This window comes from Pseudomonas sp. B611 (assembly GCF_055407965.1).
In genome coordinates this window covers 1-13,961 of the sequence record NZ_JBUZST010000034.1, presented here as the reverse complement: position 1 = coordinate 13,961, position 13,961 = coordinate 1, and the positions used below count along the sequence as shown (strand labels likewise).

The 13,961-nt window shown below is 61.1% G+C and carries 12 protein-coding genes; 4 read left to right on the top strand and 8 right to left on the bottom strand.

What is annotated here, in order from left to right; translation table 11 throughout:
* The first annotated feature begins 277 nt into the window (after nt 1–277).
* On the top strand, nt 278–1,141 hold the full coding sequence (locus ACZRMO_RS29935; protein WP_463975249.1) for a LysR family transcriptional regulator: 864 nt from the start codon (nt 278–280) through the stop codon (nt 1,139–1,141).
* 72 nt (nt 1,142–1,213) lie between these two features.
* A complete protein-coding gene (locus ACZRMO_RS29930; protein ID WP_463975248.1) occupies nt 1,214–2,314 on the top strand; it encodes an SMP-30/gluconolactonase/LRE family protein in 1,101 nt (366 codons plus the stop codon).
* 1 nt (nt 2,315) lies between these two features.
* On the opposite strand, the gene ACZRMO_RS29925 is transcribed toward ACZRMO_RS29930, so the two are convergent.
* From ACZRMO_RS29925 to ACZRMO_RS29905, 5 genes are all read right to left on the bottom strand, one after another.
* Complete coding sequence (locus ACZRMO_RS29925; protein WP_463975247.1) at nt 2,316–2,678, bottom strand: hypothetical protein; 363 nt, start codon at nt 2,676–2,678, stop codon at nt 2,316–2,318.
* A 2-nt stretch (nt 2,679–2,680) separates the two neighbouring features.
* Entirely contained in the window at nt 2,681–3,676 is a 996-nt protein-coding gene (locus tag ACZRMO_RS29920) for a hypothetical protein (protein ID WP_463975246.1), read from the bottom strand.
* Nucleotides 3,677–3,815: 139 nt separating this feature from the next.
* Nucleotides 3,816–4,880 carry a lipocalin-like domain-containing protein gene (locus ACZRMO_RS29915; RefSeq protein ID WP_463975245.1) on the bottom strand — a complete coding sequence of 355 codons (1,065 nt, stop codon included), beginning with the start codon at nt 4,878–4,880 and terminating at the stop codon, nt 3,816–3,818.
* Nucleotides 4,870–7,332, bottom strand: coding sequence for an ABC transporter permease (locus ACZRMO_RS29910; protein ID WP_463975244.1), 2,463 nt, complete (start codon nt 7,330–7,332; stop codon nt 4,870–4,872). The genes ACZRMO_RS29915 and ACZRMO_RS29910 overlap by 11 nt, the downstream gene beginning before the upstream one ends.
* 1 nt (nt 7,333) lies before the next feature.
* Entirely contained in the window at nt 7,334–8,002 is a 669-nt protein-coding gene (locus ACZRMO_RS29905; protein ID WP_463975243.1) for an ABC transporter ATP-binding protein, read from the bottom strand.
* A gap of 274 nt (nt 8,003–8,276) precedes the next feature.
* Between ACZRMO_RS29905 and pmrG the strand changes: the two genes are divergently transcribed.
* Together pmrG and arnT are read left to right on the top strand one after the other, a co-directional pair.
* Nucleotides 8,277–8,951 (top strand): lipopolysaccharide core heptose(II)-phosphate phosphatase PmrG, encoded by a 675-nt coding sequence (gene pmrG, locus ACZRMO_RS29900; protein ID WP_463975242.1) that lies wholly within the window; start codon nt 8,277–8,279, stop codon nt 8,949–8,951.
* Between the two features lie 170 nt (nt 8,952–9,121).
* On the top strand, nt 9,122–10,777 hold the full coding sequence (gene arnT, locus ACZRMO_RS29895) for a lipid IV(A) 4-amino-4-deoxy-L-arabinosyltransferase (protein WP_463975241.1): 1,656 nt from the start codon (nt 9,122–9,124) through the stop codon (nt 10,775–10,777).
* Nucleotides 10,778–10,825: 48 nt separating this feature from the next.
* Here the strand turns inward: arnT and ACZRMO_RS29890 are convergent, their stop codons facing one another.
* From ACZRMO_RS29890 to ACZRMO_RS29880, 3 genes are all read right to left on the bottom strand, one after another.
* Nucleotides 10,826–11,533 (bottom strand): AAA family ATPase, encoded by a 708-nt coding sequence (locus tag ACZRMO_RS29890; protein ID WP_463975240.1) that lies wholly within the window; start codon nt 11,531–11,533, stop codon nt 10,826–10,828.
* Nucleotides 11,533–12,273 (bottom strand): ABC transporter permease, encoded by a 741-nt coding sequence (locus ACZRMO_RS29885; protein WP_463975239.1) that lies wholly within the window; start codon nt 12,271–12,273, stop codon nt 11,533–11,535. The genes ACZRMO_RS29890 and ACZRMO_RS29885 overlap by 1 nt, the downstream gene beginning before the upstream one ends.
* 300 nt (nt 12,274–12,573) lie before the next feature.
* Nucleotides 12,574–13,500 carry an ATP-binding cassette domain-containing protein gene (locus tag ACZRMO_RS29880; protein ID WP_463975238.1) on the bottom strand — a complete coding sequence of 309 codons (927 nt, stop codon included), beginning with the start codon at nt 13,498–13,500 and terminating at the stop codon, nt 12,574–12,576.
* Between the last annotated feature and the right edge of the window lie 461 nt (nt 13,501–13,961).

Below are 13,961 nucleotides of genomic sequence, written 5' to 3'. Positions count from 1 at the left end.
CGCCATGGATGGCGCGTGGCGGCGGCCCCCCAAATCCATGTCGGATTACGGGCATGCCGAGCCTAGGCGAGGCACCGAGTGTTGGGGCAAGAGCCCTTTTGGTTACTTTTGGGGCTCTTTTCCAAAAGTGACCCGCCGTAAGGGCGGAACCCTAAGCCGCCGTTACCGAAGAAACGGATATGTACACCGACCGACAAACCGCCACAGCAGGCAAGCCAGCTCCCACAGTTCCAACCGCATTCCACTACAATGCCCCCCATTCATACCCGGGGGCTTCATGGACATCGAACTGGCACGCACCTTCCTCGAAATCACCCGCTGCGGCAGCCTCGCCGCAGCGGCCGAGAAACTGCACGTCACCCAGACCGCCATCACCGCGCGGGTCAAGAGCCTGGAAAGCCAGCTCGGCAGCACCCTCTTCATCCGCAACCGCGCTGGCGCACGCCTGACCGCAGACGGCGAAGCTTTCGTGGTCTACGCCAACCAGTTGCTACAAACCTGGGAAGCTGCACGCCGTGACCTACCGTTGCCGGATGGCTATCGCAATGTGCTGCATATCGGCGGCGAGGTCAGCCTGTGCAACCCCTTGATGCTCGGCTGGGCCCAGGCCCTGCGCGAGCATATCCCCGGGCATGCGTTGCGTACCGAAGTGCGCGAGGGCGAGTACCTGCTGCGCCAACTGGAACTGGGGGTGCTCGACGCCGCGCTGGTGTTCCAGCCGCAATACTGGCCGGGGTTGCAGGTGGAGCAGGTGCTGGAAGAAAAACTGATCCTGGTGCAGTTGGTCAGCAAGCCGGTGCCCTACGTGTATATCGATTGGGGCCCGGGCTTCCGCCAGCAACATGACGCGGCCCTGCCCGACAAGGCGCGAGCTGCGCTGAGTTTCAATCTCGGGCCGCTGGCCTTGCAGTACATCCTCGAAAACGGCGGTTCCGGGTACTTCCGCACGCGGGTGGTGCAGAGCTACATGGACAGCGGCGTGATGCGCCGCGTGCCGAAGGCGCCGGAGTTCAGTTTCCCCACCTACCTGGTGTATTCGCGGGCGCGGGATTCGGCGGTGTTGCAGCAGGCGCTGGAGCTGCTGCGTGGCGTGGTCAAGGCAGAGAGCGACTGGTCGCAACGCTGGGACCCAGTACTTTGAAACACAAATGCAACTAGCAGATTTTTCCAGCCGGACTACGCTCAAGCACCATCAAAAAAGCCAGGAGTCGGCATGCGTACCCGCTCACGAAAACTGCGTCACCTGCTGTTTGTCCTGCTGCTGGCGGTGGTGGCTTTCCTCTTGCTGATGCCCACCAAGGTGCAACCGGTGAACTGGGCGCCGCCCAAGGCGCCGTCGATGACGCACGGGCCCTACGCCGACAACCAACGCCTCAAGGGCGTAGAGAAAACCGGCGCCCAGGGCATCACCGGGCCCGAAGCGCTGGTGCTGGATGCCGAGGGTTTCCTGCTCAGCGGGCTGCATGACGGGCGCATCATCCGTACCGCGCCGGGCAGCGACACCCTGGAAGTGCTGGCCAACACCGGCGGCCGCCCCCTGGGCCTGGCACTGCACCCGGATGGTCGCTTGATCATTGCCGACGGCATCAAGGGCCTGCTTGCGCTGGATAGCAACCGCCAACTCACCACCCTGAGCACCACGGCCAACGGCGTGCCCTTCGGTTTTACCGATGACGTGACCGTGGATGCCAGTGGCCGCTACGCGTATTTCAGCGATGCCTCGAGCCGCTGGGGTTACGGCCAGGATGGCGAAGCCGTGATCGAGCACGGCGGCGACGGTCGGCTGCTGCGCTATGACTTCAGCAACGCCAGCACCGAGGTGTTGCTGGAACATCTGCAATTCGCCAACGGCGTGGCCCTGGGACCGGATGAAGACTATGTGCTGGTGAATGAGACCGGTGCCTATCGCATCAGCCGTTACTGGCTCAAGGGCGAGCGGGCGGGCAGCCATGACCTGTTTATCGACAACCTGCCGGGCTTGCCGGACAACCTCAGTTTCAATGGGCGGGATCGTTTCTGGGTGGCACTGTATTCGCCACGCAATCCCCTGCTGGATAGCTTTGCCGGGTACCCGATGCTACGCAAGGTGATAGTGCGAGCGTTGATGGTGGTGCCCAAGCCGATCGAGCGCAGGGCGTTTGTGTTGGGGCTGGATGTCGAAGGCAAGGTGATCGCGAACTTGCAGGATGGCAGCGCGGGGAATTACTCGCCGATCACCACGGCGCGGGAGTATGGAGAGTGGTTGTACCTGGGGTCGTTGAAGGGCACGGGGATGGCGCGGCTGGCGTTGGGGGTGGCGATTGCGGGGGAGTGAGTCACCATCGGAACCAGATCGCCCAGATGATGGATACGACGATCCACACATAACCCATTCGATAGGGCCACAGTGCCCATCGTTTGAGCGCTATAGGAACAGAAGCCAATTCGGCCTCGGTCACGAGGCCGGCCTTGATGTGAGTCTTTGGCATTGAAAAGAATTCAACTATCAGGCGCATACGATGCATTCTGTCGATCCGCTGGTTTCTTCCCCAGAAGCGCTTATGCCTTCGAACCTTTTCGTTTTCACTGAAGTAACTTTCCAGCTCATCGAGTTTTCGATACTCCGCAAATACCAGCAACCCCAAAAGGACGAATACCCCAGCCATCATCACGATGGTGTAAACGAGAAAAAATGACATTGTCATGCACCTTCTGGCTCAAAAATGAACGTGCCATCGGCCTCAATGATCTTCCCCCCCAAGAAGGCACCTCCATCGCCAAAAAGTGAACCTCCCACATACCCTCCTGCAGCACCGCCAATAATTCCACAGGCCAGTTCACCTCGCGCTTTCAAACCCACCGCCAACACGATCTTGCATGCACGGCCAGCGATAGCTGCACCCAATGTTCCCACGCCCGCAGCCCCCGCCACGCCCTCCACCAACCGCCCACTCTCCACATACCTCGCCCGCCTACACTGCGCATCCCGCCCCTCCACACATGCCTCCTTGATCTTCAACCCCGCAACCCCCACATCCATCGCCAGCCCCACATACGTGCCCTTCCCCAGCCACTTCGACGCCCGCGCAATCGCCGCCATGCGCTTGGCATACCCATCGATCTCGCCCTTGTGCAAATAGCTCTTGGTGGAAATCCCCAGCACGTTCTTCAACGACTGATTCCCGCGCAACCCCGTGCCAAACCGCGCCGCCCCACGCACCTGCGTATCCAGCAATTCAAACAACACCTGGCGCTGGCGGATAAACGCCTGGCGCTCCAAGTCGCCCGCCTTCAAGCGCTGATGCAACTGCTCTATCTCCGCCAGCGTGCGCAGCACCTCATCCAGATGCCGCGCCCACCCCGAGGTCGTGCTGCCGATGCCAATCGAGCCATAGGTCAGCAAACTCTGTAGCAGGTCATAGTCGTTAATCACCGCCGCCCCAGCCGCAGCATCCTGTTCCAGGTTGCGCCGCACTTCCTCCGCACGGCGCATCAACCAGGCCTCTTCCCAGGAACAGCTGACGCTGTAGGTATCGGGTATCACCACCAGTTGCCCCGGCGTCACCAAGCCGTGGCGCAGGTGGTGGTTCAACACATCAAAATGGTCCGAGCGCTCGCGGCTCAGGCCGTGGCCCATCAAGCGGGTTTTCAGACTGGTGCGATCAATCACTTCATTGTTGATATAGCCCTGCGCCATGCCCCACATCCCGAATCCATTGGAGATGGCGTCGAAATATAAGCAAGCGCTCCCGCCCCGGACACAAGCCCGGGCGGGTTGAAAATCAGTTTGGGAAGTTGCCTACATAGGCGAAGAAACGCTGCTTACAGAAACCCGCCTAATAACCGGTCATTTCCAGATAACCCACCCCACCGTCGAACCGCACCGGCCCTTCCCAGTAGGGAATGCTCAGGTTCATCCAGGCATTCGGATTGACCGCCTCGGTCGTGATATCCAGCTGTTTGCCGGGGATTTTCAGCGACCAACGCGTAGGAATTTTACGTCCGTCGATCTCCGTGGTTGCCAAGGGCGTCAGTTGGATATCGGCGTTGTGCAAGGTCTGAGTGTGCCCCTGCTGATCGATCCAGGTGCCGGTGAGGTAACCCGGACCGTCCTGCTGGCGCACGCGGAACAGCATCAATTGCTCGCCGCGATCCAGGTGCAGGGAAAACCAGTCCCAACCGGTCTGGCTGGTGGCGAGGGGCTGGCTGCTCCATTCGCGATCCAGCCACGCCGGGCCGCTGACCTGGTAGGTGGTGCCGTCGATCCGCACGCTGCCCGTGGCGCTGAAAAACGGCTGGCTGTAGTAGTACGACGCCTGGCCCTGGTCGGACTTGCGGCTGTAACCCTGCTCACCTTGCAGCACCAACGGGCGGCTGGACGTCAGGTGCAGGTCATAGGCGAACTGCGGGCCGCTGGCCGTGAGTTGCATGTCCGCCAGCGCGTCTGCGGCGCCGGGGCGGGAGGTGAAGTTCCAGTCATCGATCCAGGCGTTGAACGGCACCGCCTGCGCGCCCGCCTGGCCGACGCCACCACGGGCGTAGCGTTCGGCGGCGTAGTGGCGCGTGGCAGAGGTGACGGCGGCGTGGCCCAGCCAGACCGTCGAGTCGCGCCAGCCAGCCTGCGTCGGCCCGGCCTGCAGGGCGTTGCGAAACAGCGTCCATTGCACGCCGAACAGATTGCCGTGGGCGTCCTTGAGATTCGCGGTGACGTACCACCATTCGATGCGAAAACCGTCATGGGGGCCGTGGTCCTCAGGAAAACTGAACACCTTGCCCGGCACCACCTGGGCAAAGTCCGCCGCTGCGCTGCCCAGGCCGGCGAAGCTTTCCTCTGGCGCCGGGGCTTTATCGCACCCGCTCAACAGCAACAGCAGCGCCCACAGCAGTGGCTTAATCTTCATGGGCAAAGGTCCTCAACAAATCCGCCGGGCGGCTGCGGTACAACTGCCACAGCGGCCAGGCCGAGGCCAGCAACGTCGCCAGCAGCGCCAGGCCCAACAGTTGCGCGAGCTGCCACGGGAACACCTGCAACGGCAGGCGCCAACCGAACGCCTGCACATTGATCACCGCGTCCAGGCACCACGCCAGCAACAGGCCCAGGGGCAATGCGAGGATCAGCGTGAGCGCGGCCAGCAGCCAGGTCTGCGCCAGGTTCAGCAACATCAATTGCCGGCGCGTCACCCCCAGCGCCCACAGCGGTGCGAGTTGGCCGAGGCGGCTCTGGCTTTGGCTCAACAGGCTGATAAACAACGCCACGCCGGCGACGCCGAGGGTCAGGCTGTTGAGGGCGGCGGTGGCGGCGAAGGTGCGTTCAAACACTTGGCTGGACCATCCCTTGAGCTGCTGCTGATCGACGATGCGGCTGTCTTCCAGGGCAAACACCCGCTGCACTTCAGCCACCAGCGCCGGCACATCCTGCGGCTGCACCCGCAGGTTGAAGCGCGCCGGCGACAGCGTCGGCCAGTGCACCAGCAGGTGCCGGGCATTGACCAGCACGTGGCCCTTGGGATTACCGTAGTCGGCGTAGATCCCCACCACTTGCGGCGCCCACGCCCCCTGCGGCGTGGGGATGGCCAGCGTATCGCCCAACTGCACGTTCAGGCGTCGCGCCAGTTGCTCGCTGAGCATCAGCGTGTCGCCGTTGAGCAATTGATCCCAGGGATTACTCAGCGCCTGCAGCAACGGCCAGTGTTGGCGATAGGTGGGGTCATCGATCACGCCAAACAGATCCGCCGGCCAGCCTTGCAGTTGCACCGAGACTTGCCAGGTGGGCAGCACGGTCTGTACCAGCGGTTGCACTTCCAGCCAGCTCTGCAGTTGGGCCGACTGCGCGGGATTTTGCGGGTTGAGGTACAGCTCGGCCGTCAGGCGCTGCTCCAGCCAGTGGGTGAAGGTCTGGCGAAAACCCGAAGTCATGGACCCCGCGCCGATATTCGCCGCCAGCGCCAACAGCAACGCCATCAGCGCCAGGCTCAAGGCCGGGAGTTGTTGGCGGCAATCGGCAAGAAACCATTGGCCGAGCACCGAGCGGCTGCGCCCCAGCAGCGCCTTGAGCAGCCCGTTGAGCATCACCGGCAAGCCCAGTGCGGCGCCCAGCAACAGCGTCGCCATCAACACAAAGCCGGCGGCCAGGCTGTCGCCCAGCAGCAAGGCCAGCAGCGCGATCAGCAGTGCAGCGGCCGCCACCCAACCCTGGCGACGCAACCAGCGCCCGTGAGCCTCATGCCAGGCCTGGGCGTTGGCCAGCGCCAGCAACGGCAAGCGCGCCGCCCGCCACAGGCTGTTGGCACCAGCGAGCAACGCACCCAGCAGGCTCAACCCCAGTCCAGCGGCCCACCAGCCGGGGCTCAGGCTCAGTTGCCCGGGAACCTCGGCGCCATACAGACCGCGCAGGCTGGCAGCCACATCGGGCAGCAACAGGCTGGCCAGCAGGTAGCCGCTGGCGACGCCAAGCACACCGCCGAGCAAGGCCAGCACGCCCAATTCCACCCCCAGGCTGAGGATCAACAACCGCGCGCTGATCCCGCAGGCGCGCAACGTACGCAACAGGCCACGACGTTGTTCCAGGGCCAGGCCGATGGCGGCGTGCACGATAAACAGCCCCACCACAAAGGACAGGAAGCCCAGGGCGTCGAGGTTCAGGTGGAAGCTTTCGGTCAGGCGCGACAGGTTGTTGTCCTCGCCGTGTTTCAGTTGCAAACCCTCCGGTGGCGTGGGATGGCTTGCCGCATAGGTCTTGTCCACCAGCAAGCGCGACAGGCGGCCAGGCATGTCCAGCAGCGGCTGGGCAAAGCCGATATCGGTCAGCAACACGCCGGGCGCCATGTCCGCTTGGGCCTGCAAGGGTGGCAGCCGCTGGCCGCTCAACGTCAGCGGCTGCTCCCCCTGACGCAGCCCCAGGGCCTGCAGGGTTTGCGGAGCAATCCAGGTCCGCCCCGGCGGCGCAAAAAACGCGAGCATCTGCGCCTGGCTCAAGCGCTGCCCCGCCACCGCACCGCTGCCGGGCAGCGACACCGGCTCGATGCCCATCAACTGCAAACGCGTGTCGGCATGCCCCTGCAGTTGCACCCGCCCCTGCACCACCGGTGACACCGGCCACCCCGCCCGGCGCAACTGGGCGAACAGCACCTGGGGGAAACTCGCCCCGTCCGGCGCACTGAGGCTGGCCTGGGGTTCACCGCCGATCAATTGGCTGGCGCGGGCGTAACTGTCCCGCGCCTGACTGTTCAGGGCCTGCACCCCGGTGAGCAACGCCGTGGCCAGCCACAAGCCGGTGAGCACACTGAAAAACTGCACGGGATGCCGTCGCCAATGACTCAGCAGCGCGCGCAACGCCCAATAAAATACCGCCATCTCACACGGCGCCCGCAGGCACGACACGCCCGCGATGCAGCACCACCTGGCGGTCCAGGCGGGCGGCAAGGCGCGGGCTGTGGGTGACCATCAACAGGCTGGTGGGGCTATCGCGCAACAGGTCCAGGAGCAATTGCAGCACGTCATCGCTGGTGGCTTCGTCAAGGTTGCCGGTGGGTTCATCGGCCAGCAACAGCGCCGGGCGCGAGGCCAGCGCGCGACCCACCGCGACCCGTTGCTGCTGGCCGCCGGAGAGCTGTTCGGGATAGCGCTTGAGCAAGTCCCCCAGGCCCAGGCGTTCCACCAGTTGCGCCTGCCATTGCGCATCGAAGCGCCCCGCCAGCCGCGCCTGGAAGGCCAGGTTGTCGTCCACGCGCAAACTGCCTATCAGGTTGAACTGCTGGAACACCAGGCCAATTTGCGTGCGCCGCCAATGGGCCAGTTGGGTTTCATTGAGTTGATCCAGGCGCTGCTCGCCCACCGTGATGGTGCCGCCATCCAGCCGATCCAGGCCGGCCACCAGGTGCAGCAAGGTGCTCTTGCCGCTGCCGGACTCGCCCATCAGCGCCAGGCTGCTGCGCGCTGCCAGATGCAGATCCACACCCGCCAGCACCGACAACGGGCCTTGCGGGGTGGCGTAGCTTTTCAGGACACCTTGCACCTGCAACATGGGAGCACTCACCAATGGACTGCAACCGAGGATAACGGCTGGCTGGCGCGCCCACGCAAATTTTTCACATGGATTTCACCGGTTGCCCACCCGCCGTTCTCTACATTACCGGCCAAGTGTCACCGGTCGGCAACTTGTTAGTTAGCCCACCGGGCAACTTTATAACCGCAACGCGTTCAGCGAAAAGACAGCGGCCCTGTGACAGCCTCCCGCTTCACTAAGGGCACTCGCCAAGCCATTGCGCCTAACTAGTACAACACTGCCGACGGTGCCCATGGTGAATGAAGTGGTTGACCTTACCCTGACTAAGCCGCGCTTGCCCCGGGCCTTTTTCAAGCGCCTGCGCAGGCTTTGGCTGGGCATTGGCGCGGTCGGTTTGCTGCTCGGTTGCAGCTTGCTGTGGCCTGCGTCGCCACGGGACCTGGGCGTCGGCAATCGCCTGCTGACCTCGCCAGTGATGCCGCTGTGGCGTGACGGCGACGTGATCGTGCTGGTGCGCCATGAAGAGCGCTGCGACCGCTCGACCAACCCATGCCTGGGCCCGGTCGAAGGGCTGACGATCAACGGCAGCCAACAGGCCGAAAACCTCGGCAAAGCCTTTGCTGCATTGGGCATGGCCGGCAGCGACGTGTTGGCCAGCCCGGCCATCCGCACTGCCCAGACCGTGCGTTTCATGTTTGGCAAAAGCGACTTTACGTCCGGCGAACGGGCCGTTTGCGGCACGGCCATGGGCGAAGAGTTGCTCAGCCACAAGGCCCCGGGACGCAACCTGGTATTCGTCACCCACAGCGGCTGCATCGCCGACTTCGAGAAGAGCCTGGGTTTCCCCCACGCCACCTTCCCGCAGTACGGCAGTTCATTGTTCGTGCAGGTGTTGCCCAACGCCAAGTTCAAGGTATTGGGCATCGTCAACAATCAGAACTGGGCCAACGCGCTCAAGCAGTTCTAACACTTCTCCATGTTCAGCCAAACGACAGCCATCTTCTGGCATGTTTAGTTGTGCCTGTTAGTTAAGGATGTCATGAACACTTTCAATAACTTAGTGGAAACTTCGATGGTTTGCGCTATGGCTTTTATATCCCAACTTCCCGCCATCGGACGTCAAGGAGCGACGTTTTCATGATGCGCGTCAAACCCCTGTATGTGCTGTTGCTGGCCTTCGCCGCGTTTTATCTGTTGCCTCTGGGCCTGCACGGCCTGTGGATCCCCGATGAAACCCGCTACGCCCAGATCAGCCAGGAAATGCTGCTGAGCGGCAACTGGGTCACCCCGCACTTCATGGGCGTGCGCTACTTCGAAAAACCGGCCGCCGGCTATTGGTTGATCGCCCTCGGCCAAGCGGTATTTGGCCAGAACCTGTTCGGCGTGCGCATCGCCTCGGCCTTGACCACGGCGCTGAGCGTATGGCTTGCCTACCTGGTCGCTCGGCGGATGTGGCACGACCCACGCAAAAGCTTCGCGAGCGCCCTGCTCTACCTGAGCTTTGGCCTGGTTGCCGGGCAAGCGGGTTACTCCAACCTCGATCCGCAATTCACCTTATGGGTCAACCTCAGCCTCGTCGCGCTGTGGTTTGCCCTCGACAGCCCCACAACCCGTGGCCGCCTGATCTCGTGGACGGTGTTGGGCGTGGCCTGTGCCATGGGTTTCATGACCAAGGGTTTCCTCGCCTTGGCCCTGCCGGTGCTGATTGCCCTGCCGTATATGCTCTGGCAGCGCCGCCTGGGTGAGTTGCTGCGTTATGGCCCGCTGGCCGTGGCGGTAGCGCTGCTGCTGTGCCTGCCGTGGGTGTGGGCGATCCATGTGCAAGAGCCGGACTACTGGCGGTTCTTCTTCTGGAACGAACACGTACGGCGCTTTACCTCCGCGACCGCGCAACACGCACGGCCGTGGTGGTTCTTCCTGCCGATCATGGTGGTGGCGTGCCTGCCCTGGGCGGGGATGCTGCCAGCCACGCTGGCAAAGATGTGGCAACAACGGCGCCAGCCGGCGATCGCCTTCCTGGCCTTGTGGATGCTGTTGCCGCTGTGCTTTTTCAGCCTGAGCAACGGCAAGCTGCCGACCTATATCATGCCGTGCCTGCTGCCGCTGGCGCTGTTGATGGGCCATGCGTTGACCGAGCTGCTGCAACAAGGCAAGTCCCGCGCGATCTGCCTCAACGGCCTGCTCAACTTTGCCATCGGCATGGTTGCGATGGTGACGCTGATCTACCTGCAAATCAGCAGGCCGCCGTACGGCAACAGCCATGCGGAGATGTTCAGCCTCTCGTTGATCTTCATCGTGCTGCTGGGCTGGATCCTCACCAACCTGCTGCAAGCGTTTCGCCCGCTGACGCTGTGGGCGATGCCGGTGCTGGGCATCGGTTTGCTGGTGATCCTGTTGCCGGCAAGCATGCCGGCCCAGGTGACCGACAACGAGATGCCCGACCAGTTTGTGCTTGAACACCTCGACGAACTCAAGCAAACCAGCGCCTTGCTCAGCAACGAACTGGAAAGCGCCAGCGCCCTGGCCTGGCGCCTGCGACGGCCAGAAGTGGGCTTGTACGAAACCGAAAGCGAACTGCGCTACGGCCTGCAATACCCAGACAGCGTGCAGCGCAAAATCAGCCTGGAGCAAGTGCAAGGCTGGCTCAAAAACGCGCGCCAGAAAGGTTCGGTGGGCGTGCTGGTACGCGGCGGCAGCAGCAGCGAAATGCGTCAAGTCGTGCAACTGCCTCCCGGCGGCACCCGCTATGACAAGGGGTACCTGCAACTGATCATCTACCCGAAATTGCCATGAACCGGCTTATCCCACGCCAACACCGCGCGCTGCTGCTATTGCTTGCCGTCACGGCAGGCTGGCAGCATGAATAAACGCTTCATCCAGGCTGCTGGCGCCATACGCGGCGATAAAGCCTTGTGCATCGGTAAAGCGATTGAAGCGCTGCTGGCTAAGCATGTAGAAGTCATCGCAGTGAGTGATGACTTCATCAACATTATGGGAAGAAACCAGCACCGCCACACCCTCCGCCGCCGCGCCCTTCAGGCATTTCCAAATGTGGTAGCGAAATTCGGGGTCCACGCCCGCCGTGGGTTCATCCAGCACCACAAGATCCGCATTCGCGCAGAGCAGCGACAACGTGAAAAACCAACGTTTTTCCCCATAGCTGCAAAGGGACGATTTCTTGTTCCAGATTTCACAATAACGGTCTGCGATGCCTGGGCTCCACTTGTCGATTTTCTCGAGCGCGTGCCGTTGCGTCATTGGTGTGTCAGCGCAAAAAATCATCGCCATCTTAAAAATATCGAACATGCGAAACACCGCCGGCGTACTGATGATTTGCGACAGATAAAGCAGCTTCGAAAACGAATTGCTTATAACGCCGCCCTGCGCTTTTTTCAGACCACAGAGCACATCAAAAAAAGTGGTCTTACCCGATCCATTAGGCCCCAACAAACCAGAAATCGCGCCCGCATCGACCTGCAACGAAGCACCGCAAAACAACACGTGACGCGCATAACTGACATCGAGGGAATTCACGATCAACTGTTTCATCAGTAGCGACTCCATACCGGATTCACACGTAAAAAGCGCAACGTTATGAAAAATGAACACATAAACAAAACAACGATGACCACGACTATGGGCAAGGACTCAGCTACGCCAAATTGCATAATCTGGTTGGCCCACCACATGGGATTTAAATGCGCGAACGTTCCAAGCAAGGGGTTTTGCCCCAGACTGATAATTCCCAGTGCAAGCATCATGAAGGACAATATTGAAAATACGGTATTGGTGTTTTGAAAGCCCATTGGGATCAGCGTCAACAAAAGCGCAGGCGTGGAAAACAACAAAAAGCAAATATAAAACCGCCCCACCACCACAAACAGCTCAGCAACACTCATCACACCAAAATAGGCCCGCGTGAATACATAAAACGCCGAACAATAAAGAACCGACATCGCGGAATAGGCTAAAAACTGCCCAACCATAAAAATCGCCTTGGTCTGGCGCATGTACACAAATGACCGTAGAAACCCGCTCTCCCTGCGCCCGACAATGTAGAACGCCAGGCCAAACAGGGCAACACTCGAAGAAACGAAAGAATAGAACCAAGAAGTACTTGAAAGATAACTGCCAGGCACCTCGCCCAGTGGGTCTCTCGCGTAACTAATCAAGTAGAAGGTCACCACAGGAGAGATGAAAACCCAAAACAGCGCAATGGGCTCCTTCAATTGCTCTTTAATAAAGAGGGCCGCCAGCAAAGACGGTTTAAATAACGGGTAATAGCTCATAACTCACCTCATGGCGAACGGCACCTCACCCGAACAAGATAGTTTTTCTAAAAAAACTTTCAAGCCTCACAGAAAAAACCAAAATAGTATCTTTAGGACGTTTCACTCAAACCAATAGGAAAACCAACCATTGCATATAGCAGCACTGCCAAAACCCTATCTTTCCGACAACACTAAGTCATTATAAAGTTTGGCTTTTGCAACTCGCGCCTTTACACGGACAAACGGCTGTCCATTTAAAAACCGTGTGGCGGCCTCAAGAATTCACTAACAATTCGCAAAGCCATCCGACAAACGGCGTCAGAGGTCTGGCTTTCCTGCAAGCTGCTCTATTCCCAGCGGCTGCCCCTTGATCTCCACCCCCACCACCCGCTCCCGCACCACCCGCCCCTCCGCCCGATTGCGGATAAACCCCGTGCGGGTAAACCGCTCAAGAAACGGCACCGACAGGTTCTGCTCCGGTAACGCGCTTTGCGTCGCATCCCCGAACAAGCTGTACGTCGCCGTCGGCAAATGCCGTGTGTTCATTTCACGGCTAATCCGCCCGTTCTCCAGGACGATTGCGCGGTTGGTCACCCGTTGCAGGTCGGACAAGCGCTGGGAGATATAGAGGATGGCCACGCCTCGGCTGCGTTGGCTATCAACCAGTTCAAGCAGGCGTTCGGCGTCGCGATCTGACAGGGCTGCGGTGGGTTCGTCGAGGATCAGCAACCGAGGTTGCAGGGCGAAGGCGCGGGCCAGCACCAGCAGTTGGCGGTCGGCCTGTCCGAGGCGTTCGACCGGCAGTTGCAGCGGCAGGTCCAGGCCCAAGCCGGCGGCAATGGTTTCGGCGCGTTGCAGGAGGTTTTTGCGGTTGAGCAGGAAATCCGCGCCGGGCAGGCACAGTTCGTCGAGCAGCAGGTTTTCGGCGACGCTCAGGCCCGGGGCGATGCCTTCGTCGGGGCGCTGATGCACCGCGACAATCCCCACCCGGCGTGCCGACAACGGAGAGATAAACCGTTGCCGCACCCCATCAACCCACAGCTCACCGGCATCCGGCGCCAAGGTGCCGCCGAGGATGTTGACCAAGGTGGACTTGCCCGCCCCCTCCACACCCAACAAGCCCACGCCTTCGCCCGGGTATAGCTCCAGGCTGACCTGATCCAGCGCCCGTTGGGTGCCAAAGGACTTGCACAGGTCACGCGCGCGGACCAGGGGCTGGGGTGCAACGGCAACGGGGTTGCTCATGGCTAATCTCTAATGCGCTACGGTGACTCATTCCAGCGCGACGAGGCGCTGATTTACTCCGTGTAACAATGAGTTAGGTGGCGAATTAAAGGCAAAGCCTTATGAACAATCCAATAGCTGGATCGCATATGGATTGGTTTTTCAGTTATATGCGACGGGCAGTCAGCGTGTTGAATCCATTCAGCATCAGACCCGTGTGGAAGCTGGCTTGCCTGCGATGCAGACACCTCGGTACATCAGGCACACCGAGTCGATGCCATCGCAGGCAAGCCAGCTCCCACACAAGCCAGCACCCACAGGTGTTCGCTCTTGATCTACACCACTCAGGTCGGCTGTCAGGCCGCCGTGCTTTGCTTTTGATCTTGATCTTAGGCGCCCCGTTAAACACGCTGGCCGGAATTCGACATGGATTTGGGGGGTAAACCGGCAGGGATGCCGGTTTAGCCGCCCCGCGCCATGGA